This is a genomic window from Streptomyces griseorubiginosus (genome assembly GCF_036345115.1).
GTDB lineage: Bacteria > Actinomycetota > Actinomycetes > Streptomycetales > Streptomycetaceae > Streptomyces > Streptomyces griseorubiginosus_C.
Map to the genome: position 1 here is coordinate 1,253,436 of NZ_CP107766.1, position 20,493 is coordinate 1,273,928.

The window sequence follows — 20,493 nt, forward strand, 5'->3', positions numbered from 1 at the left end:
GCTCAGGCCACCGGCGGCGTCCCGTGCGTATGGAAGGACTCGATGGTCTTCAGCCCCCAGGCCTGCCCCTTCTTCCGCTCCTCCTCGGTCCAGGTGATCAGCGGCCAGTCGGGGGCGAGCACCAGCCGGGTGAGCGGGTTGCACAGCTCGATCCGGTTGCCGCCGGGCTCGTAGACGTAGAGGAAGAACGTCTGCTGGATGGCGTGCTTGTGCGGCCCCGTCTCGATGAACACCCCGGTGTCGATGGCGAGATCGGCCGCCCGCAGCACGTCTTCGCGGGTGTCGGTGGCGAACGCGATGTGGTGCAGCCGCCCCTCGCTGCCGGTCCAGTCCGAGGTGTAGACGACGTCGTACGACTTGTTCGTGTACGTCAGCCAGCGCGCCGCGATCTTCCCGCTGTCCAGCCGGATCTGCTCGGTGGGCCGGGCGCCGAGCACGTTCTGCTGGAACTCGGCGTTGGCGAGCACGTCGGCGGCGAGGAAGTTGACGTGGTCCAACCGCCGTACGCCCACTCCCCTGTTGGGCTTGGCCTGCGGCTGGTTCTTGAGGGCCGGCCTCAGCTCCTCGGGGGCCCGGTAGTGCTCGCTCTCCCAGTACAGGGCGTGTTCGTGGCCGTCCGGGTCGGTGGTGACGTACAGCTTGCCGAGCCCGGGTTCGTCCTCGACCCACCGCCCGCTGCCGCCCGACTCCTCGACTGCCTTGATACGGCGGTGCAGTGCCTCCTCGCTGGAGCTGCGCAGGGCGAGCCGGCCCAGGCCGGGCTGTTCGCGGGCGGTGAGGACCAGGCTGTGGTGCTCGTAGTCGTCGTAGGTCCGCAGATAGACCGTGTCGCCGTCCTGGCCGTTGACCGTGAGGCCGAGGAAGTCGGTGAAGAAGGCGACGCTGGCGTCGAGTTCGGGAGTGAAGAGCTGGGTGTGGCCGATGTGGGCGATGTCGCCGAGCGGCGGAGTCATCGGTGACCTCCTGTGGGTCGGTCGGCGGCCCGGGGGAAGACGGTGCCGTCGAAGATCTTGCGGGCGGTGCGCACCACGGCGGTACGCCGGGCGGCGGGCGGGCCGTCGGGACCGGCCGACACACTGCTCTCGATGTCCAGGAACCCCGTGGGGTGTTCTATGCGGACGCGGTCGCTCGCCGGGTCGATCGCCGCGATGTCCGCGCCCACGGCGCCCTCGATCCGCAGCCCCGCGGCCACGCTCGCCGCGCCCAGGACGCCGATGGAGGTGTGGCAGCGCACGGGGATGAAGGTGCGGGTGGTGATCGCGCCGCCGTTCCTGGGCGGGGCGAGCAGGGTGAGCTTGGGGACGGTGGCGTCGGACACGTCACCGAGGCCCATCAGACGGCCCGCCTCCAGGCGGATGGTGCGCAGGCGGTCGGCCAGGGCCACGTCCTCCTCCAGGTCCCGGGGCGGCTCGTAACCGGTGACCTCGAGCGAGGCCGCCGCGACGAGGACGGTCGGCATGCCGTTGTCCACGCAGGTCGTCTCGACGCCGTCGATGACGTCAATGACGTTGCCGGTGGGCAGCAACTCCCCTGCGCCCGGCGGGAACTCGATCACCACGGGCGCCGCCGTGCCCGGCACGCCCGAGATCTCGGCGTCCCCGGTGTAGTCGACGCGGCCGCCGGGGGTCGGGAAGGTCGCGGTCGCGAAGTCCCCGGTGTTCAGCATGCGGATCCTGACGGAGGTCTCCTGCTCCCCCGCCGGAACCAGCCCGCGCTCGACCGCGAACGGACCGACTCCGGCGAGGATGTTCCCGCAGTTCTGACTGCCACTCACCTTGGGCCGGTCGACGGCGACTTGGAGGAACAGGTAGTCGACATCGGCGTCCGGGTCCGCGGAAGCGGAGATCACGGCGACCTTGCTGGTGAGCGGGTGCGCGCCGCCGAGGCCGTCGATCTGGCGCTCGTCCGGGCTGCCCATGATCCGCAGCAACAGGGCGTCGCGCAGGGCGGGTTCGGCAGGCAGGTCGTCGGCGAGGAAGTAGGCGCCCTTGGAGGTGCCGCCCCGCATCAGCAGGCAGGGCACCTCCTCGGGCAGGGAGGTCACGACCGCTCCCCCGTGTACTCCTCGTAGGACTTGTACGCGACGCCGAGGTTCTTCAGCGTCTCACGCAACCCGTAGCGGTCCAGGCCGAGTTGGCCGTCGAGGAAGGCGGCGCGGGTGGCGGCCTCCTTGGCCTCGCGGGCCTCGGACCGCTCGACCGTCTCCCGGGCGCGTTCCCGCGGCACGACCACGACACCGTCGTCGTCGGCGAGGATCACGTCGCCCGGGTTGATCACCTGGCCGTCGATGGCGATCGGCACGTTGACCGAGCCGCCCGTGGCCTTGACCGTGCCCTGCGAGGAGACCGCGCGCGACCAGGCGGCGAAGCCCATGTCCCGCAGCTCCTGGGTGTCACGGATGCCGGTGTTCATGACGACCCCGCGCACCCCGCGCTGCTTGAGGGCCGTTGCGAACAGCTCGCCGAACAGGCCGTCCGTGCACGGGGAGGTGGTGGTGACGACCAGGATGTCGCCCTCGCCGCACTGCTCGACGGCCGCGTGGATCATGAGGTTGTCGCCGGGCCAGCCGATCACGGTGACCGCGGTACCGGCCACCCGCACACCCTGCTGGACGGGGCGAACCTCCGGACCCAGCAGGCCTGTTCGGCCCATGGCCTCGCTGACGGTGGCCACGCCGTGCCGTGCGAGCGCGTCGACGTCCTTCAGCTCGGCCTTGGGCGGGTTGGTGACGATCACGCCGCTCATGCCAGCTCCTTCGCGATCTGCGGGTAGGGGCGCATGTACGCCTCGGCCATGGTCTTGTGGGCCAGCCCCAGGTTCGGGCCCGCGTTGCGCTTGAGCTGCACGCCCCGGCGCACGGCCAGGTCGGTGTAGTAGTCCCACAGGTGCTGCTGGGCGCCGAGGCACTCCATGGCCTTGCGCTTGGTCTCCCAGACCTCGGTGATGTCGAGCAGGACCTCGGGCTTGAAGCCGCTCATCTCGGGCTGGTGCGGCTCGAAGTAGAAGACCGGCGGGGCGCCGATGATCTCGCCCGCGCCCGGGTAGCCGATGGCCTGCGCGAGGACGCGGGCCTCCAGCGCCATGCGGTTGGCGGCCGGGTGGTCGCCGTTGTACGGGTCCTCGACCGGGTGGGTGAGGACGACGTCGGGCTGGGTGGCCCGGTAGACCTCGACGAGCTTGTCGGTCAGCTCCGCGGTGGCCACCAGCGGGTAGTCGCCGGCGTCGAAGAAACGGACCTCGGCGCCGAGCGTTGCGGCGGCGCGCTCGGCCTCGTCCCGCCGTATCGCCTTGATCTCGTCGAGTGTCCTGCCCTCGCGCCACGCCTTGGCGGACTCCCCACGCTCGCCGAAGGTCAGACAGGCGATGGTGACCTTCTCGCCCCGGGCGGCGGCCAGGGCGATGGCTCCGCCCGCCCGCCACACGAAGTCCCCGGCATGCGCGGTGATCACCAGTGTCGAACGGGGAGGGGCGGGCGCGCCTGACTGCGTCATTGCTGAAATCTCCTTGAGGTGGACAGGTTCGCGCCCGCCCCCGCGCGACTCAGTCGCGCAGCGCCTCGATCACGCTGGTGAGGTGGGCGCGGACGGCCTTCTCGGCCGCCTGCGGGTCCCTGGCCCTGATCGTCTCGATCATCGCCAGGTGCTCGTTCAGGGAGTGCTGCGGGCGTCCCGGCCGGAGCGCCAACTGGAAGCGGTGCCGTACCAGTTGGGCGTTCAGCCGCTCCAGCAGGTCCACGGCGGTCCGCTGGCCGGAGAACTCCCGCACCTTGGCGTGCAGCTCCTGGTTGAGCTCGGAGTAGGTCACCGGCTCGCCGTCCGCCACGGCCTTGGTCATCGCCGTGCCCAGTTCGGTCAGCTCGGCGAGCTGCTCGTCACTGGCCAGGGTCGCCGCCTTGGCCGCGCACAGCCCTTCCAGGACCATGCGGCACTCGGTGATGGCGACCGCCTCCTCGACGGTCACCACCCGCACCCGGGAACCCCGGTTGCGGATCCGCTCGACGAGGCCCTGGGCCTCGAGATCGATGAGTGCGGCCCGGATGCTGGCCCGTGTCACACCGAACTGCTCGGCGAGCTCGTTCTCCACCAGCCGCTGTGCCGGTGCCATCTCGCCGTGCAGGATCGCCTGCCGCAGCTGCGCGAGCGCATGCTGCTTGGCCTGCTCCCCGGTGCTCGGACGGGCTTCTTTCGGCATCGTTGCCCTCCCTGAGTGAGTGCCTGTCGAACCTAAATCTAGCCAGACAAGATTGTCAACAATTTTGTCCGCCGTATCGGGGTCACCGTTCCTCACGACCGGGAGCCCGGGACGCCGGATCGAGCGGCGTCTCGGCATGGGCAACGAAGTCGTGCAGCAACCTGCGGAACAGCACCGGGAGTTCCGCCACTTCCCCGGGGGTCCAGTCGGCCAGGGCCAGCTCCACGCCCCGGCGGCTCACATCCCGGATACGGCCCACCGCGGCGAGGCCCGCGTCCGCGAGCTGCACGCGCTGGGCCCGGCGGCCCTCCGGGTCCGCGATCCGCACGACGTACCCGAGCCGCTCCAACTGCCGCAGCTGGCGCCTGACTTGGGAGGCTTCCACGGAGAGCCGGACCGCCGGCACCCCGGGCCGCACCGGGTCGCTCTCGGCGATGTGCCGCAGGATGGCCACGGCGACCCGGTCCAGGTCCAGGCCGGGGGCCACCATCAGCCGCTCGTGCTGCCGCGCCCGTCCGGCCAGGTAGGCGACACGGCCGAGGACGCGCTCGATCTCGACGACGTCGGTGGAGACGACTGCCGTCCGATTCCGTTCGGGCCCGGCGACGAGCCACCGATCCTCAAGCTGTTCGGGCCCGCCGCCTGGTTGTTGCAGCCGACCGCGCTCGGCACCTGACCCGGCTCCGCCTCGCCTGCCTGGACGCCGTGCGAACCCGGGCCGAGGCCGCGGAACGCACCCGGGACGAGGAGGCCCGGCACCGGGTCACCGCGGAGCGCATGCGGATCGCCCGCGATCTGCACGACGTGGTCACCCACCACCTGCTCCTGGCCAACCTCCAGGCGGGCGCGGCCGGGCGAGGCCACCAAGCACGCGGCGGTCGCCACGGCGGAGGTCCGGCTCGCCTACGGATCCGACAGCCTGAGCGTGACCGTCGTCAACGGCGGCGCGCGAAGAGCGCGCAACTCCGACGCCGTACAAGGCGGTTACGGTCTGGTCGGCATGCGTGAGCGGGCCCGTTCGCGGGCGGGCGGATCCGGACGGGCCACATGCGGCAGGGCGGCTTCGAGGTGGTCTTCGGGCCGCCCTGCCCACCGGAGGACGCGGCCGCCTGAGCCGTGTCGTCCAGCCCACACAGATTTAACTTGCGTAAGTCAATCAATAGCGATTCACTTGAGTAAGTCAAGCAATCCCCTACGGAGGCCCTGCCATGTCCGACGCCCTTGCCCGACCCGCCGAAGCGGGGCCGTCCGCCCCGCCGAAGCCGAACGCCGTGGTGGCGGTGCTGGCCCTGGCCGGGATCGTCGTCTCGCTGATGCAGACCCTGGTCATCCCTATCGTGCCCGAGCTGCCGAAACTCCTGGACGCGGAGGCCTCCGACACCGCCTGGGCGGTCACCGCGACCCTGCTGGCCGCGTCCGTGGCCACGCCGGTCGTCGGTCGGCTCGGTGACATGTTCGGCAAGCGCCGGATGCTGCTGCTCAGCATCGTGCTGCTGGTGTCCGGGTCGGTGGTGTGCGGTCTCGCCGACTCCCTCGTCCCGATGATCATCGGACGTGCCCTGCAGGGCCTGGCCGCCGCGGTCGTGCCGCTCGGCATCAGCATCATGCGGGACGCGCTGCCGGCCGACCGGCTGGCCGGGTCCACCGCGCTGATGAGTGCCTCGCTCGGTGTCGGCGGTGCCCTGGGGCTGCCCGCCGCCGCGTTCATCGCGGACAACTGGAACTGGCACATCCTGTTCTGGGTCTCGGCCGCGCTCGGTGCGGTGGCCTTCGTCCTGGTCCTGCTGATCGTGCCGGAGTCGAAGGTGCGGACGGGCGGACGGTTCGACCTGGTCGGCTCGCTGGGTCTGTCGGCCGGACTGGTCTCGCTGCTGCTGGCCGTCTCCAAGGGCGGTGACTGGGGCTGGACGAGCGGCACCACGCTAGGGCTCGGCGCCGCCGCCGTCGTGATCCTGCTGTCCTGGGGCTGGTGGGAGCTGCGCAGTCCGCAGCCGCTGGTCGATCTCCGGACGACCGCCAAGCCGCAGGTGCTGTTCACCAACCTCGCGTCGGTCGCGCTCGGGTTCTCGATGTTCGCGATGTCCCTGGTGCTGCCGCAGCTGCTCCAGCTGCCCGAGCAGACCGGGTACGGCCTCGGCAGGTCCATGCTGACGGTCGGTCTGGTGCTGGCTCCGCAGGGCCTGGTGATGATGGCCATGTCGGCCGTGTCCGCGGGGGTCACCAAGGCCAAGGGACCGAAGGTCACGCTGATGATCGGCGCGCTGATCGTGGCGGCGGGGTACGGGCTCAACATCGTCCTGATGTCCGAGGTCTGGCACCTCGTCCTGGTCTCCTGCGTCATCGGCGCCGGCGTCGGCTTCACCTACGGCGCGCTGCCCGCCCTGATCATGGGTGCCGTGGACCCCTCCCAGACGGGTGCCGCTAACAGTCTCAACACCCTGATGCGGTCCCTCGGCACGTCCTTCGCCAGCGCGCTCGCCGGCGTGATCCTGGCCCAGATGACCACCGACTTCGGCGGCCACGCGCTGCCCTCGGAGAACGGCTTCAAGGTCGTCATGGCGATCGGCGCGGGCGCGGCCCTGCTGGCCTTCGCGGTCGCCACACTCATCCCTCGCGGCCACCGACCGACCCCCGAAACCCCGTCCGACGAAACCCCGGAACCCACGGAGGTCGGCGCCAGGGCGTGAGACGCCGTACCTGGAGCCATGCGTCCGCCGTCCCCTGCGAGGGGGCGGCGGCCGCCCACTTCCGCCCGGCGACCGTCAGCGCAGCTCCGGGTCGGCCGGCAGCACGACCCGGTCGACCACGACATCGAAGCCCACCACCGGGTGCGGCGGGTCCGCGCCGACGCCCGCGACTCCCGTAGATCCACGTCGGTGTCGCCCGCCCCACCCTCGTACACCTGAAAGATCACCAGGAAGCCGTGGGTCGGCCACAACCGAAGCTCGGTGCCCCCTACTTGATCACCGCATTCGCCACCACGACCACCACCCCCAGCATCGCGTCCACCACCCCGATCGTCACCGCCGTGAGCCAGGGGCGGTGGGACCAGCGGGCCGTTACCAGGCCGAGGGTGAAGAGGAGGGTGATATTGAGGGTGAAGGCGGCGTACTCGACGCCGTTCGCCGGCCACCAGCCCCAGCCGGCGCCCGCCAGGAGGGCGACCGTCGGCAGGACCGCCGCGACCAGGGGCCACTCGTCGGCCAGTGTGCGCAGGGCGTCCCCGCGGCGGTGCGGGGTGCGCTCGGCGATGTAGTGGGCGTAGCCGTGCGCGAGGGCCGAGGCGAGGGCGGTGACCAGGAGCCACGCGGCGTCGTAGCGGCGGCTGTCCCGGGAGGTGTGCCCGTACTGGGTGAGCGCGGCGACCATGGAGCAGGCCAGGACCGAGCCGTAGACCCCGCCGAACAGGACCGCCTCTCGGGTGTCGTGCGCGCGCGCCGGGGGCGCGGCAACCTCGGTGTCCGCCATGCCCTCCACGATCACCCGGGCCGACGCACCTCGCCAGTCCGCGACGAAGTGTCCTCCGACCTGCGCCGACACTCCACACACTGTCGACGGACCGGCCACGGACGATCTCGCTAGGGTCGCCCCATGGACCACAGTTTCGTACTCCACATCCCCGACGCCGAGCTCGAGTCCGAGCCCCTCGCCAGGGAGCAGATCGTCTCCGGGACGCCCGAGGTGACCGGCAAGGTGGTCTGGGAGTCGCCGGACGGACGTCAGATCCGGGGCATCTGGCAGATCACCCCCGGAGTCGTCACCGACACCGAGGCGGACGAGCTGTTCGTCGTCGTCAGCGGCTCGGCGACCATCGAGGTCGAGGACGGGCCGACACTGCGGGTGGGGCCCGGCGACATGGCCGTCCTGCGTGAGGGCGACCGTACGACATGGACGGTCCACGAGACGCTGCGGAAGGCCTACGCGATCAACCTCTGACGGGGCCCGGGGCCGTCGTCACTTCCCGTCCGGCGGTCCCGCCGTCGTCCCGCGCACCTCCAGCACCGGTACGGCGAGATCCGTACGGCCCGCTCCCCCACGTCCCTCGAAGCGGTCGAGCAGACACCGCGCGGCGCGGCGGCCCACCTCGTGGCCGGCGTTGTCGACCGTGGTGAGCCAGACATGGCGCAGCCGCGCGATGCTGGTGTTGTCGTAGCCGACGACGGACAGGTCGCGCGGGACATGCAGGCCGAGTTCCTCGGCGGCCGACACCGCGCCGATCGCGGCGATGTCGTTGATGGCGAAGACGGCCGTCGGCCGGTCCGTGCGGCTCAGCAGCCGGACCGTCGTGCGGTAGCCGCCCTCCTCGGTCATGTCGCTCGGTTCGACGACGGCCGTCCCGGAGAGGCCGTGGGCCCGCATGGTCGCCTCGAAGCTCTCCCGGCGCAGCTCGCCGACCGCCCCGTACCCCGCGATGTGCGCGATGCTCCGGTGCCCGAGGCCGATCAGGTGCTCGGTGGCCAGGCGGGCGCCCCGCACGTCGTCGTTGGCGACGACGTCCACCCCCGGCAGCCGGGGCTCGCGCGCGCCCGCGACCACCACGGGAAGGCGTTCGGCGACCGCCCCGAGCGCGGTGGCGTCCGGCAGCGTGCCGACCACGATGAGGCCGTCGACCCCGAGGTCGAGGAAGGGCCCGGCCGGGTCCTGGCCGGTGCGGCGGTTGAGGCGGGCGTCGGCCAGGAGCATGCGCAGACCGTTGTCGTGGAGCAGGGAGTTCAGGCCGTCGAGCAACTCGACGAACCAGGGGTTGCGCAGGTCGTGCAGGAGGACGCCGACCGTGCGGGTGCGCTGCTCGCTGAGGCTGCGGGCGGCGGCGTTCGGGCGGTAGCCGAGCTCGCGCACGGCCCGCAGCACGGCCTCCCGCTTCTCCGGGCGCACCTGGTCGGAGCCCCGCAGCACGAGCGAGACCAGCGACTTCGAGACTCCGGCCCGGTCGGCCACATCGCGGATCGTCGGCGGTCTCATGACATGGACCGTTCCATGGGCCCCCGCGGCTTGTCAAAGGCTTGACAGCGGGCGAATACGGCACCCAAGGTGACCTGGACGCGTAATGGAACGGTCCAAACAGGTTGGCAGAGGGGTTTCCCATGGTCGATACGCTCGGTGTCGCCGTCGTCGGATTCGGCTGGATGGGACGGGTGCACACCCAGGCCTACGCCCGGGTGCGGCACCACTACCCCCGACTCGGCCTGGTTCCGGAGCTGGTCGCCGTCGCCGAGGAGGTGCCGGGGCGGGCCGAGGAGGCCGCCGCGCAGTTCGGGTTCGCCTCGGCGACCCGGGACTGGCGCGAGGTCGCCGCGGATCCGCGCGTGAAGGCGGTGAGCGTGACGGCGCCCAACTTCCTGCACCGCGAGATCGGTGTCGCGATGGCCGAGGCCGGCAAGCACCTGTGGATCGAGAAGCCGGTGGGCCTGACCGTCGAGGACGCCCGCGCGGTGGCCGACGCGGCCGCCAAGGCGGGCGTGCACAGCGCGGTCGGCTTCAACTACCGCAACGCGCCCGCCGTGGAGACCGCCCGCGAGCTGATCGCCTCCGGCGAGCTCGGCACCATCACGCATGTCCGCGTCCGGCTGTTCAGCGACTACGCGGCCCACCCGCAGGGCGCCCTGACCTGGCGTTACGAGCGTGAGCGGGGAGGCAGCGGGGTGCTCGGCGACCTCGCCTCGCACGGCGCCGACCTCGCCCGGTTCCTGCTCGGCGACATCGCGTCGCTCACCGCAGACACCGCGATCTTCCTGCCGGAGCGCGCCCGCCCCACCGGCGCGACCTCCGGGCACACCCTCGCCACCGGGGAACTCGGCCCGGTCGAGAACGAGGACTACGTCAACTGCCTGCTGCGGTTCGCCTCCGGCGCCCGGGGCGTCCTGGAGGCCTGCCGGATCTCGGTCGGCGAGCAGAACAACTACGGCTTCGAGGTGCACGGCACCAAGGGCGCGGTGTTCTGGGACTTCCGCCGCATGGGCGAGCTGGGGGTCAGCCGCGGCACCAGCTACCAGGACCAGGCGGTCAGCACGGTGTACGTCGGGCCGGGCGACGGCGAGTTCGGCGCCTTCCAGCCGGGCGCGGCCAACGCCATGGGCTACGACGACCTCAAGGTCGTGGAGGCGTACCGCTTCCTGCGGTCGGTCGCCGAGGGCACGTCGTACGGGGCCACGCTGGCGGACGCGGTGCACAGCGCGGCCGTACTGGACGCGATGGCGCGGTCCGCGCGGAGCGGTTCGTGGGTCGACGTGTGAGCGAAGTCCCTAGGGTCGGTACGGCATGTTGTAGGGCGTGACCACCTGGATCGCCGACGGGGTGGTCGGACCCGCCGGTGGCAGCGCCCCGTGCGCGCGCATCACGATGTGGCAGGCCTCCCGCATGTCCTGGCGCAGGTCGTGGTGGAGCACGGCGGACAGCCGGTGTTCGCGCAGCAGACGGTCGTTGTCGTGGTCGAGGTCGTGGGCCACGAACACCGCGCACTCCCGGCCCAGGTCCTCGAAGGCCTTCAGCGTGGCGATGTTGCCGCCGCCGATCGAGTAGACCGCGCGGATGTCAGGGTCGCGCTCCAGGGCCGCCCGGACCAGCTCGTACTGGGTGGCGTCCAGGCCCTGGCCCTCGGCGATCTCGACGACCGCGCGGTCGGGGTGCCGGGTGCGCATCGCGCTGCGGAAGCCCATCTCGCGCTCCTCCTCGTTGCGGAAGAAGCCGCTGCTGAGGCTGGTGAGAACGTTGCCGGGCCGGTCGCCCAGCCACTGGCCGGTCAGATACGCGGCCGTCGCCCCGGCGGCCCGGTTGTCGATGCCGACGTAGGCGAGGCGGGCCGTGGAGGGCAGGTCGGTGACCAGGGTGACCACGGGGATGCCGGCCTCCGCGAGCCGGCCGACCGCGGCCGTGACCTCGGGGACGTCCGGCGCCTTCAGGATCACGCCCTGGGAGCCGCGCCGGGCTATCCGGTCGAGGATCCCCGTCAGTTCCGTCACCGGGCCCGTCTCCCGGAAGTGGAAGCGGGAGCGCAGGACGGCGGGGTGCAGCGCGGGCAGCTCGGCCTCCAGGGCGGCGCGGACGGCCGTGGAGAAGCGCTCCGGCGTCTGCATCACGATGTCGACCATGAAGGTCCGGCCGACCAGCCGGACCTGGGTGCGCTGCCGGTCCAGGTCGGTGATCGCCTGGTGGACCTCGCGGGCGGTGTTCTCCCTGACCCCGCCCCTGCCGTTCAGGACCCGGTCGACGGTGGCCTCGCTGAGCCCCGCCTGACGTGCGATTTCCCGAATGGGGAACGGGTGTCCCACGCGTCTGCTCCTTGAGGGGTTTTTGATGGCCGCCTGCTGGTTGTTCGACGGCTTTGTCATGACAAGAATGACAGCGCTGAGTCGCCCCTGTCACCGAGAGGACGCCGATGTCCTTCACCGCCGTACACCGCCGTGCCTGGCTGTCCGAGCAGGACTGCGACCTCGACTCGTTCCGCGCGCTCGTCGAGCGGAGCGCCGACCCCGCCGACTACCCGCACGCGTCCGCCGTGGAGCGCAACGTCCTGCTGTACGACGCCGAGCGCGTCCGCGGCGCGAAGGACCGCCGGGAGGTGCAGGAGGAGCTGGTGCGGGCCCTGACCGACGGGCCCGGCGTGGTGGTCTTCCGGGGCGCGTTCCCCGATCACGCGGTCGTCGACCGGTTCACCGAGGTGTTCGACTCGCTGATCCGCGAGCAGTACGCGGCGGGCGCGACCGCCGGCGACCACTTCGCGAAGCCGGGCGCCAACGAGCGGGTGTGGAACGCGCTGGAGAAGGCGGCCCTCTACGACCCCGCGGCCTTCGCCGACTACTACGCCAACCCCGTCCTCGCCCTGGTGTCCGAGGCCTGGCTCGGTCCCGGCTACCAGGTCACCTCGCAGGTCAACGTGGTCAACCCGGGTGGTCTCGCGCAGACCGCGCACCGCGACTACCACCTCGGTTTCCTCTCCGACGAGGTCGCGGCCGCCTATCCGGCGCATGTGCACCGCCTCTCCCCCGTCCTCACGCTCCAGGGCGCGGTCGCGCACTGCGACATGCCGGTGGAGTCGGGGCCGACCCTGTACCTGCCGTTCTCGCAGGCGTACGAGCCCGGGTATCTGGCGTGGCGGCGGCCGGAGTTCCAGGCGTACTTCAAGGAGCACCACGTCCAGCTGCCGCTCGCGAAGGGCGACGCGGCCTTCTTCAACCCGGCGCTGTTCCACGCGGCCGGGACCAACCGCACCACGGACGTGCGGCGCATGGCCAACCTGCTCCAGGTCTCCTCGGCCTTCGGACGGGCCATGGAGACCGTGGACCGGGAGGCGGTGTCGAACGCGGTCTACCCCGCGCTGCTGCGCCGCAAGGCGGAGGGCGCCGACGCGGAGTGGCTGGACAACGTGATCGCCGCGAGCGCCGAGGGCTACCCGTTCCCGACCAACCTCGACAGCGACCCGCCGGTCGACGGACTGGCCCCGCCCTCGCAGGCTGACCTCGTCCGGCAGGCGCTCACCGAGAACTGGAACCCGCGGGTGCTGCGGGACGCACTGCGGGCCGGCGCCGACCGGCGCACGAGCTGAAAGGTACTGGCACATCCATGGGACTTCTCGACGACAAGATCGTCCTCGTCAACGGCGGCAGCCAGGGCGTCGGTGCCGCGATCGCCCGGGCCGCCGTCCGCGAGGGCGCGGTCGTGGCGGTCAGCGGGCGCCGGCCGGAACCCGGTGAGGCGCTGGTGGCCGAGCTGGAGGCGGCCGGCGGCAAGGCGCTGTTCGTGCGCGCCGACCTCGCCGACGCCGAACAGGCCAAGGCCTCCGTCACCCGGGTCGTCGAGGCGTACGGCCGCGTCGACTGCCTGGTGAACTCGGCCGGGCTCACCTCCCGGGGCACGCTCCTCGACACCACGCCCGAGCTGTTCGACCAGCACATCGCGATCAACCTCAAGGCACCGTTCTTCGCGATGCAGGCCGCGGTCGCGGACATGGTCGGCCGCAAGGCGCCCGGCACGGTCGTCAACATCATCACGTCCTCGGCGCACGGCGGACAGCCCTTCCTCGCGCCCTACGTCGCCGCGAAGGCCGGTCTGATCGGACTGACCCGCAACGCGGCGCACGCCCACCGCTGGGACCGGGTCCGGATCAACGGCCTGAACATCGGCTGGACGGCGACCGAGGGCGAGGACGCCACCCAGAAGACCTTCCACGGCGCCGGCGACCACTGGCGTGAGGAGGCCGCGGCCAAGCTGCCGATGGGCAAGCTCGGGCAGCCCGACGAGATCGCCGACTTCGTGGTGCTGCTGCTGTCCGACCGGTCGGGCGTGGTGACCGGATCGGTGATCGACTGGGACCAGAACGTCCTGGGCGGCCTCGACTGACCTCCCCCTCCCCACCCGCCCCTCCCCGCTCGAGAAACACCGCTCGCGACAACCCCCGCTCGTGAAACACCGCTCACCGGCAAAACCCTCAAGGAGCTGCTCCCCCATGCGCATCGGAATCCTCGGCCTCGGCCGCATCGGCGCCTTCCACGCCGAGACCCTCTCCGGACTCGACGCGGTCGAGTCACTCGTCCTCACCGACCCCTTCGCCGAGGCCGCCAAGTCCGCCGCCGACCGGTTCGGCGGCGAGGTCGTGGACTCGCCCGAGGCCCTGCTGGCCGCCGGCGTGGACGGCATCGTGGTCGCCGCCGCGACCGACGCCCACCCCGGGCTGATCCTGGCCGGCGTCGAGGCCGGCATCCCCGTCTTCTGCGAGAAGCCCGTCGCCAAGCACATGAGCGAGGGCGTCGAGGTCCTCAGGGCCGTCGCGGGCAGTGAGGTGCCGATCCAGATCGGCTACAACCGCCGCTTCGACACCGGTTTCGTCAACGCGCGGGCCGCCGTGCAGAGCGGTGAGCTGGGCAAGCTGCACACCGTGCGCTCGACCACCCTGGACCCGGCCCCGCCGCCGACCGCGTACGTGGCCGCCTCCGGGGGCATCTTCCGGGACTGCTCGGTGCACGACTTCGACATCATCCGCTGGGTGACGGGCCGCGAGGTCGTCGAGGTGTACGCGGTCGGCGGCAACCGGGGCGCCGAGTACATCAAGGAGGCGGGCGACGCCGACACCACCGGCGCGATCCTCACCCTGGATGACGGCACCATCGCGGTGGTCTCCAACTCCCGCCACAACGCCCGGGGTTACGACGTCCGCATGGAGATCCACGGCTTCCAGGACTCCATCGCGGTGGGCCTGGAGGACAAGCTCCCGCTGCGCTCGGTCGAGCCCGGTGTGACCTTCCCCGCGGGCACCCCGCACGACTTCTTCATGGACCGCTTCACGGCCGCCTACCGCGCCGAACTCACCGCGTTCACCGAGGTCGTGGCCGGCACCCGGCCGTCGCCGTGCACCGTCGCGGACGCCCTGGAGGCGGGCTGGATCGCCGAGGCGTGCACGCTCTCGCTGCACGAGCACCGCCCGGTGACCATCGCCGAGGTCCGCTCCGCCTGACCCCACCGCCGTGTCCCGGGCGCCCCGGCCCGGGACACGGCTCGGTGAACACTCCGCCCGCGACGCCCGTTTACGGTCACGTGATCTCTCCGTACGACCATGAGAGCCTTCCACGCCCGACCGACCGAGGAGTCACGACCATGCAGGAGTTACGCGCCACCGCAGGCCCCCGGACCGTGGCCGTCGTCGGCGCCGGACCGAGCGGCCTGGCCGTCGCCCGCGAACTGGAGCGGGCCGGGCACCGGGTGACCGTCCTGGAGGAGCGGGAGACGGTGGCCGGGAAGTGCCAGAGCGTGCACGTGGACGGCCGCGCCTACGACCTCGGGGGCCACATCTGCACCAACAGATACGAGCGGATCGCCGAGTTGCTGACGGAACTGGACGTGGAGACGGAGCGCACCAGCCGCTACCGCGTCCTGGACGCCGGCGGCCGTGCCGTCCGGCAGTCGATGGGGTTCCTGCGCGACGGCTCCCTCCAGCGCTACCGGGCCCTGCGGGAGCGGGAGTTCCCGCGCATCGCCGAGCCCGGCCTCGCCCACTCCGCGCGAGCGCTGGCCGCTCCCGTCGGCCGCTGGATCGCCGACCACGACCTGCACTCCATGGCCGACTCCTTCGGCACCGGGTACACGGCCGCCGGGTACGGCCACCTCGACGACGACGTGCCCGCGCTGTACTTCGTCAAGTACGCGGAGATGATCGGCCTGTTGGACCCCGGCCCCGAACTCCTCGGCCACCAGGGCGACTTCACGGTCGTGGGAGGGTTCGCCACGTTGTGGCGCCGGGTCGCGGAGGGGCTGAAGGACGTGCGGTGCGGGGTGCGCGTGACGTCGGTGGAGCGGGGCGCGGACGGGGTGCGGGTGCACACCGACTCGGGGCCGGTCGAGGCGGACGACGTGGTGCTCGCCGTGACGCCGGACCGGATCCTGCCGGTCCTGGACGCCGGCGACGAGGAACGCCATCTCGCCGCACGGGTCCGCTCCCACGCGTACCACACCACCCTCGCCACCGCGTCCGGCCTGCCCGAGGACGCCTTCTACTTCCTCGCCGCCCACACCGCGAGCCGCGCGACGGCCGGCCACTGTGTGTCGTACCACCACCGCTACCTGGGCAGCGATATGCGGACCTTCTACTCCTACGGCCGCCCCGAGGACGTCACCGCGCTGCTGCGGGAGGACGTCGAGGGGCTCGGCGGGCAGCTCGGCGAGGTGCGTCTGCGGCGCAGCTGGGCGTTCATGCCGTACTTCGGCGGCGACGACCTCAGGGACGGCGCGCTGGACCGCCTCGAGGCGCTCCAGGGCCGTGACCGCACCTACTGGGTCGGCGGGCTGCCCGCCTTCGAGCTCGTCGAGTGCGCGGTGGCCCACGCCCAGGACCTCGCGCGCCGCCACTTCCCGCCCGCTCGGTCCACACTGACCAGGCAGGACCAGGGTCCGGCCACCATCGAGGAGGAACCGAGGACATGAGTGAACCGCTGCGCATCGGAGTGCTGGGAGCCGCGCGGATCAGCGCGTCGTCGCTGATCGGCCCGGCCCGGGCGACCGGTCACCGGGTCGTCGCGGTGGCCGCGCGCGACCGGTCCCGCGCCGAGGCCCACGCGGCCGAGCACGGTGTGGAGCGGGTGGCGGGGTCGTACGCCGAACTGGTCGCGGATCCCGAGGTGGAGGTCGTCTACAACCCGCTCGCCAACGGACTGCACGGGCCGTGGAACCTCGCCGCGCTCGCGGCCGGCAAGCATGTCCTGTCGGAGAAGCCGTCGGCGAGCAACGCCGAGGAGGCCGCGGAAGTGCGGGAGGCGGCCGGGAAGGCCGGGGCGGTCTTCATGGAGGCCTTCCACTACCTCTTCCACCCGGTCACCCGGCGCCTTCACGAGATCCTGGCGAGCGGGGAGATCGGCGAGCTGCGGCACGTCGAGGCGCTGGTGGCGATCCCGGCGCCGCCCGACACCGACCCGCGCTGGTCGCTGCCGCTGGCCGGGGGCGCGGTGATGGACCTGGGCTGCTACAGCCTGCACGCGCTGCGCATGCTGGCCCCCTGGGCGGGCGGTGCGCCCCGACTGGTCTCGGCGCGGGGCGGGGAGCGGGCGGGCGCCCCCGGTGTGGACGAGTGGCTGGACGCCGACCTGGCCTTCCCGGGCGGCGCGACCGGTTCCGCCCGCTGCCACATGGCGTACGACCGACTGGAGATGAGCTGCCGGATCACCGGCTCACGGGGCGAGGCCTTCGCCCCGAACTTCGTACTGCCCCACACGGACGACCGCGTCGTGGTCCGCACACCGTCCGGCGAACGCACCGAACGACTCGGCACGCGGTCGTCGTACACCTACCAGCTGGAGGCGTTCGCGTCCCGGGTGCGCGGGGGTACCGCGCTGCCGTTGGACGCGGACGACGCGGTGGAAACAATGACACTGATCGACACGGCGTACCGAGCGGCGGGGTTCGAACCGCGGCCGCGGGTGTCTTAGGGCGCGTGGCCCCGTGGCCGGTCCTAGGTGTCGCGGAGTTCGGCCAGTTCGCGGCGGGTGATGGACTCCTTGTCGGTCTGGCCCAGTTCGGCCAGCACGTCGGCCAGGCAGGACAGTGCCGAGGTCAGCTCGGTCGTGCCGTGCGGCTTGCGGGCCTCGGTCACCGCCGCCGCGGCGCAGGCGCGGGCCTCGGCCGGGTCGCCGGTGGCGGTGTGGCAGCGGGCGAGGTCGACCAGGAGCCGTACCCGCAGGGGCAGCACGATCTCGGGGACGGTCCATGCGAGGGGCCCGCGCAGCGCCTCCCGGGCCTCGGGGCCCACCCCGAGCGCGTCGTCGTACCGCCCCAACACGTGTAGCGCACCGACGAGTTCGGCGAGCACCTGCGGCCGCACCAGCTCGACGTGCGCCAACTCGCGGAGTGACATGGCGGCGAGGAGCGCGGCGCACTCCTCGTAGACGGCCACCGACTCCTCGTGGCGGCCGACCTCGGCGAGCAGCATCCCGTACGTCCGCAGCGCGCCGGGCAGGCTGCCGAGCGCCCGGTCCCTGCGGTCGGGGGCGGGCAGCCGGCGGTAGGCCGCCACGCTGGCCCGCGCCACCGCCACGGCCTCCTCACCCCGGCCGACACCCGCGAGCGCCTGCGCCCGCACGTCCCCGACGAACGCGACCACCGCCGGGGACACCCGGCCCGCCACCTCGGCCAGGCCACCGACACCCGCACCCGCCTGCGCGCCGCCCGCGGCGACCACCTCGTCCGCGCCCCCACCCGCCCTCTCAGCGGCCGGTTCCTCCGAGGCCCCACACGCCTGCACGCCCCGCACAGCCGTCACCTCCTCCGCGACCTCACGCGCCTGCGCGCCCCACCCACCGACCACCTCGTCCGCACCCGGCACCTGCACGCCCCGCACAGGGGCCACCTCATAGGCACCCGACACCTGCGCGCCCAGTCCGCCGGCCACCTCGTCCGCACCCGGCGCCCGCACGCCCCGCCCGCCGGCTGCCTGGCCCGCGCCCAAGGCCTCCGCGCGCCGCCCCCCGGCCACCTCATCCGCCGCCGCGTACGCCTCCTCGTACCGGCCCAACAGCAGCAGCGCGTGGGCGCGCAGGGCCAAGGCTCGGGTCAGGCCCTCCGTGTCGGGCGTCGTGCCGTAGGCCGTGATCGCCTCTTCCGCCCAGGCCAGCCGTCGGGCGGGGGACGGTGGTGGCAGGCCCGCCCAGGACGATGTGACGCAGTACGACAGCGCGGCGCCGAGCAGCGGTCCGCCCTTCTCCGGCGCCCACTTGGCCGCAGCGCGCGGCAACGGCAGCAGTATCCGTACGAGTCCCATACGCACCCCCTCGCCGCCCCGCCGAGGACAGCCGCGCCATGGTGGCACAGGGGGTCACGAAGATGCCGGGATTCGCGGAGTACGTAGCGAGCACGGGGGAACTTCGCCGAACTCCCCCCGTACGGCGGCCCGTCAGCCGTACAGCGCGGGCCGTTCCACGAGCTCCACGGCCACCCGGCCGCCGTCGTCCAGCGACCGCACGCCGGCCTCGCACACCGCGGCCGCCGCGTAACCGTCCCACACGCTGGGCCCGGTGACCTCGCCCCGGCGGGTGGCGTCGACCCATGCCTGGACCTCGCGGTCGTAGGCGTCGGCGAAGCGTTCGACGAAGTCCTGGGCGATGGTGCCGCCCCAGCGCCCTGCCATGTTGGTGACCATGGCGTGGCCGTCGCCGACGCGGGCGGTGCCGCGTTCGCAGACCACCTCGGCCTGGACCTGGTAGCCGAAGCCGCAGTTGACGAAGATCTCGACGTCGCTCAGGGCACCGCCGTCGGTCTCGAAGACGACGAACTGCGGGTCCTGGAGGCCGTCCGGGGCGTTCGCCGAGGCCGTCGGGCGCAGCACGGTCACCGCGGTGATCTCGTGCCCGAGCAGCCAGCGGGTCACGTCCGTCTCGTGCGCCACGGAGTCGCTGATCAGCATGGAGCTGGTGAAGAAGGGCGGGCTGGCGGCGTTGCGGTGCCGGTTGTGCACCATGAGCGGTCGCCCCAACTGGCCTGTCTCCAGCAAGGACTTGAGCCTCATGTACTCGGCGTCGTAACGCCGCATGAAGCCCACCTGGACGCGCCGCCGGCCGAGTCGCCGCTCGGCCTCCAGGACGCGCAGCGCGGAGGCCGCGTCGGGGGTGAGCGGCTTCTCGCACAGCACCGGCAGATCGTGTTCCAGGGCCAGGAGCAGCGCCGCCTCGTGGGCGGGTCCGGAGGAGGCGATGAGGACGGCGTCCACGTCGGCCGCCGTCATCGCGGAGGCCGGGTCGCTGTAGGCGGTGCAGCCCTCCACGCGGGCGGCGACCTGCTTCGCGCGGTCCGCGTCGAGGTCCACGACGGCGCTCACCCGGGCGCCGCTGACGACCTCGTGGATACGGCGGACGTGGTCGGCGCCCATCTTGCCGGTGCCGATGACGGCGACGCCGAGGGTGCCTCGCTCGGTCATGGTCCTCCCTCTCAGGCGCCGCAGGACCTCAGGAACGTGCGGGTGCGCGCCGCGATCGGCAGCGGCTTGTCCGGCTCGCACGGGTACATGTCCTGCTCGACGATCGCGAACAGCTCCACGCCGAGTTTCTGCGCGGCGACCAGCACCGGCTCCAACTCCGGTACACCGGACGGCGGTTCGCACATCACCCCGCGCTGGACGGCGGGACCGAAGGGGACCTCGTTCTTCACGACGTCCGCGAGGATCTCCGGGTCGACCTGCTTGAGGTGCAGATAGCCGATGCGTTCGCCGTAGGTCTCGATGAGCTTGACGCTGTCGCCGCCGCAGTACGCGTAGTGCCCGGTGTCCAGGCAGAGGTTGACGAGTTCGGAGTCCGTCGAGTCCAGGAAGTGCTCGACGTGGTCCTCGGTGTCGAGATGGGTGTCGGCGTGCGGGTGGACGACGATGTCGAGTCCGTACGCCTCCTTCACCTCGTGGCCGAGGCGTTCCATGCCCTTGGTGAGGTGGGCCCACTGCTCGTGGGTCAGCTCCGGGGGCTCCAGGATCTCGGCGGTCTTGTCGTCCCGCCAGAAGGACGGGATGACCACGAGATGCCGGGCCCCCATGGCCTGGGTGAGCGCGGCGACCTGGCTGACGTGCTCCCAGGTCGGCTCCCAGACCGAGGGGCCGCGGTGCAGCCCGGTGAAGACGGTGCCGGCCGACACCTTGAGGTCGCGGCGGGCGATCTCGTCGGTCAGCCGGGCCGGGTCGGTCGGCAGATAGCCGTACGGCCCCAGCTCGATCCAGGAGTAGCCGGCCTCGGCGACCTCGTCCAGGAAGCGTTCCCACGGCACCTGCGCCGGGTCGTCGGGGAACCAGACGCCCCAGGAGTCCGGGGCCGAGCCGACGCGGATACGGTCGAGCGGGGCCGCCAT

21 protein-coding genes and 1 pseudogene are annotated in these 20,493 nt (G+C 72.2%); 10 read left to right on the forward strand and 12 right to left on the reverse strand.

The annotated features are described in order from the left end of the window. Positions 1-2: 2 nt before the first annotated feature. The 6 genes from OHN19_RS05825 to OHN19_RS05850 form a co-directional block, all read right to left on the reverse strand. Entirely contained in the window at positions 3-953 is a 951-nt protein-coding gene (locus OHN19_RS05825; protein WP_330263106.1) for a catechol 2,3-dioxygenase, read from the reverse strand. Beyond that, complete coding sequence (locus tag OHN19_RS05830; protein WP_330269537.1) at positions 950-2,008, reverse strand: 4-oxalomesaconate tautomerase; 1,059 nt, start codon at positions 2,006-2,008, stop codon at positions 950-952. Before OHN19_RS05830 ends, OHN19_RS05825 begins: the two co-directional genes overlap by 4 nt. A 32-nt stretch (positions 2,009-2,040) precedes the next feature. After that, positions 2,041-2,745 (reverse strand): 4-carboxy-4-hydroxy-2-oxoadipate aldolase/oxaloacetate decarboxylase, encoded by a 705-nt coding sequence (locus OHN19_RS05835; RefSeq protein ID WP_330263107.1) that lies wholly within the window; start codon positions 2,743-2,745, stop codon positions 2,041-2,043. Continuing rightward, the gene (locus OHN19_RS05840; RefSeq protein ID WP_330263108.1) at positions 2,742-3,491 is read right to left on the reverse strand and encodes a PIG-L deacetylase family protein; all 750 of its coding nucleotides are present in this window, start codon (positions 3,489-3,491) and stop codon (positions 2,742-2,744) included. The genes OHN19_RS05835 and OHN19_RS05840 overlap by 4 nt, the downstream gene beginning before the upstream one ends. Positions 3,492-3,540: 49 nt before the next feature. Next, entirely contained in the window at positions 3,541-4,191 is a 651-nt protein-coding gene (locus tag OHN19_RS05845; RefSeq protein ID WP_330263109.1) for a GntR family transcriptional regulator, read from the reverse strand. An 82-nt stretch (positions 4,192-4,273) separates the two neighbouring features. Continuing rightward, positions 4,274-4,681: a MarR family winged helix-turn-helix transcriptional regulator gene (locus OHN19_RS05850; protein WP_330263110.1), complete on the reverse strand. Its 408-nt coding sequence runs from the start codon at positions 4,679-4,681 to the stop codon at positions 4,274-4,276. A gap of 9 nt (positions 4,682-4,690) precedes the next feature. Between OHN19_RS05850 and OHN19_RS05855 the strand changes: the two genes are divergently transcribed. The 3 genes and pseudogenes from OHN19_RS05855 to OHN19_RS05865 all read left to right on the forward strand — a co-directional run bounded on the left by OHN19_RS05855 (position 4,691) and on the right by OHN19_RS05865 (position 6,878). Further along, on the forward strand, positions 4,691-4,867 hold the full coding sequence (locus tag OHN19_RS05855; RefSeq protein ID WP_330263111.1) for a hypothetical protein: 177 nt from the start codon (positions 4,691-4,693) through the stop codon (positions 4,865-4,867). A 2-nt stretch (positions 4,868-4,869) separates the two neighbouring features. Continuing rightward, a pseudogene (locus OHN19_RS05860) lies at positions 4,870-5,044 on the forward strand (histidine kinase); the annotation flags it as partial. A 355-nt stretch (positions 5,045-5,399) separates the two neighbouring features. After that, complete coding sequence (locus OHN19_RS05865; protein ID WP_330263112.1) at positions 5,400-6,878, forward strand: MFS transporter; 1,479 nt, start codon at positions 5,400-5,402, stop codon at positions 6,876-6,878. A gap of 268 nt (positions 6,879-7,146) precedes the next feature. Here the strand turns inward: OHN19_RS05865 and OHN19_RS05870 are convergent, their stop codons facing one another. Beyond that, positions 7,147-7,659, reverse strand: coding sequence for a hypothetical protein (locus tag OHN19_RS05870; protein ID WP_330269538.1), 513 nt, complete (start codon positions 7,657-7,659; stop codon positions 7,147-7,149). A gap of 123 nt (positions 7,660-7,782) precedes the next feature. Between OHN19_RS05870 and OHN19_RS05875 the strand changes: the two genes are divergently transcribed. Further along, entirely contained in the window at positions 7,783-8,127 is a 345-nt protein-coding gene (locus OHN19_RS05875) for a cupin domain-containing protein (protein ID WP_330263113.1), read from the forward strand. A gap of 18 nt (positions 8,128-8,145) precedes the next feature. On the opposite strand, the gene OHN19_RS05880 is transcribed toward OHN19_RS05875, so the two are convergent. Further along, positions 8,146-9,153, reverse strand: coding sequence for a LacI family DNA-binding transcriptional regulator (locus tag OHN19_RS05880; RefSeq protein WP_330263114.1), 1,008 nt, complete (start codon positions 9,151-9,153; stop codon positions 8,146-8,148). A gap of 122 nt (positions 9,154-9,275) precedes the next feature. Here OHN19_RS05880 and OHN19_RS05885 point away from each other — a divergent pair, with 122 nt between their 5' ends. Next, a complete protein-coding gene (locus OHN19_RS05885; RefSeq protein ID WP_330263115.1) occupies positions 9,276-10,424 on the forward strand; it encodes a Gfo/Idh/MocA family oxidoreductase in 1,149 nt (382 codons plus the stop codon). Positions 10,425-10,433: 9 nt separating this feature from the next. Here OHN19_RS05885 and OHN19_RS05890 read toward each other — a convergent pair whose 3' ends face one another. Then, complete coding sequence (locus OHN19_RS05890; protein ID WP_123764541.1) at positions 10,434-11,459, reverse strand: LacI family DNA-binding transcriptional regulator; 1,026 nt, start codon at positions 11,457-11,459, stop codon at positions 10,434-10,436. 107 nt (positions 11,460-11,566) lie between these two features. On the opposite strand from OHN19_RS05890, the gene OHN19_RS05895 reads away from it, so the two are divergent. The 5 genes from OHN19_RS05895 (at position 11,567) to OHN19_RS05915 (ending at position 17,099) form a co-directional block, all read left to right on the forward strand. After that, on the forward strand, positions 11,567-12,733 hold the full coding sequence (locus OHN19_RS05895) for a phytanoyl-CoA dioxygenase family protein (protein ID WP_330263116.1): 1,167 nt from the start codon (positions 11,567-11,569) through the stop codon (positions 12,731-12,733). A gap of 17 nt (positions 12,734-12,750) precedes the next feature. Beyond that, positions 12,751-13,527 (forward strand): SDR family oxidoreductase, encoded by a 777-nt coding sequence (locus tag OHN19_RS05900; protein WP_330263117.1) that lies wholly within the window; start codon positions 12,751-12,753, stop codon positions 13,525-13,527. Positions 13,528-13,633: 106 nt separating this feature from the next. Continuing rightward, the gene (locus OHN19_RS05905) at positions 13,634-14,638 is read left to right on the forward strand and encodes a Gfo/Idh/MocA family oxidoreductase (protein WP_330263118.1); all 1,005 of its coding nucleotides are present in this window, start codon (positions 13,634-13,636) and stop codon (positions 14,636-14,638) included. An 80-nt stretch (positions 14,639-14,718) separates the two neighbouring features. Beyond that, entirely contained in the window at positions 14,719-16,101 is a 1,383-nt protein-coding gene (locus OHN19_RS05910; protein WP_330263119.1) for a flavin monoamine oxidase family protein, read from the forward strand. After that, positions 16,098-17,099 carry a Gfo/Idh/MocA family oxidoreductase gene (locus OHN19_RS05915; RefSeq protein WP_330263120.1) on the forward strand — a complete coding sequence of 334 codons (1,002 nt, stop codon included), beginning with the start codon at positions 16,098-16,100 and terminating at the stop codon, positions 17,097-17,099. Before OHN19_RS05910 ends, OHN19_RS05915 begins: the two co-directional genes overlap by 4 nt. A 23-nt stretch (positions 17,100-17,122) precedes the next feature. On the opposite strand, the gene OHN19_RS05920 is transcribed toward OHN19_RS05915, so the two are convergent. From OHN19_RS05920 to OHN19_RS05930, 3 genes are all read right to left on the reverse strand, one after another. Then, positions 17,123-18,427, reverse strand: coding sequence for a hypothetical protein (locus OHN19_RS05920; RefSeq protein WP_330263121.1), 1,305 nt, complete (start codon positions 18,425-18,427; stop codon positions 17,123-17,125). A gap of 132 nt (positions 18,428-18,559) precedes the next feature. After that, positions 18,560-19,579: a Gfo/Idh/MocA family oxidoreductase gene (locus OHN19_RS05925; protein WP_330263122.1), complete on the reverse strand. Its 1,020-nt coding sequence runs from the start codon at positions 19,577-19,579 to the stop codon at positions 18,560-18,562. Between the two features lie 11 nt (positions 19,580-19,590). After that, positions 19,591-20,493 carry a sugar phosphate isomerase/epimerase gene (locus OHN19_RS05930; RefSeq protein WP_330263123.1) on the reverse strand — a complete coding sequence of 301 codons (903 nt, stop codon included), beginning with the start codon at positions 20,491-20,493 and terminating at the stop codon, positions 19,591-19,593.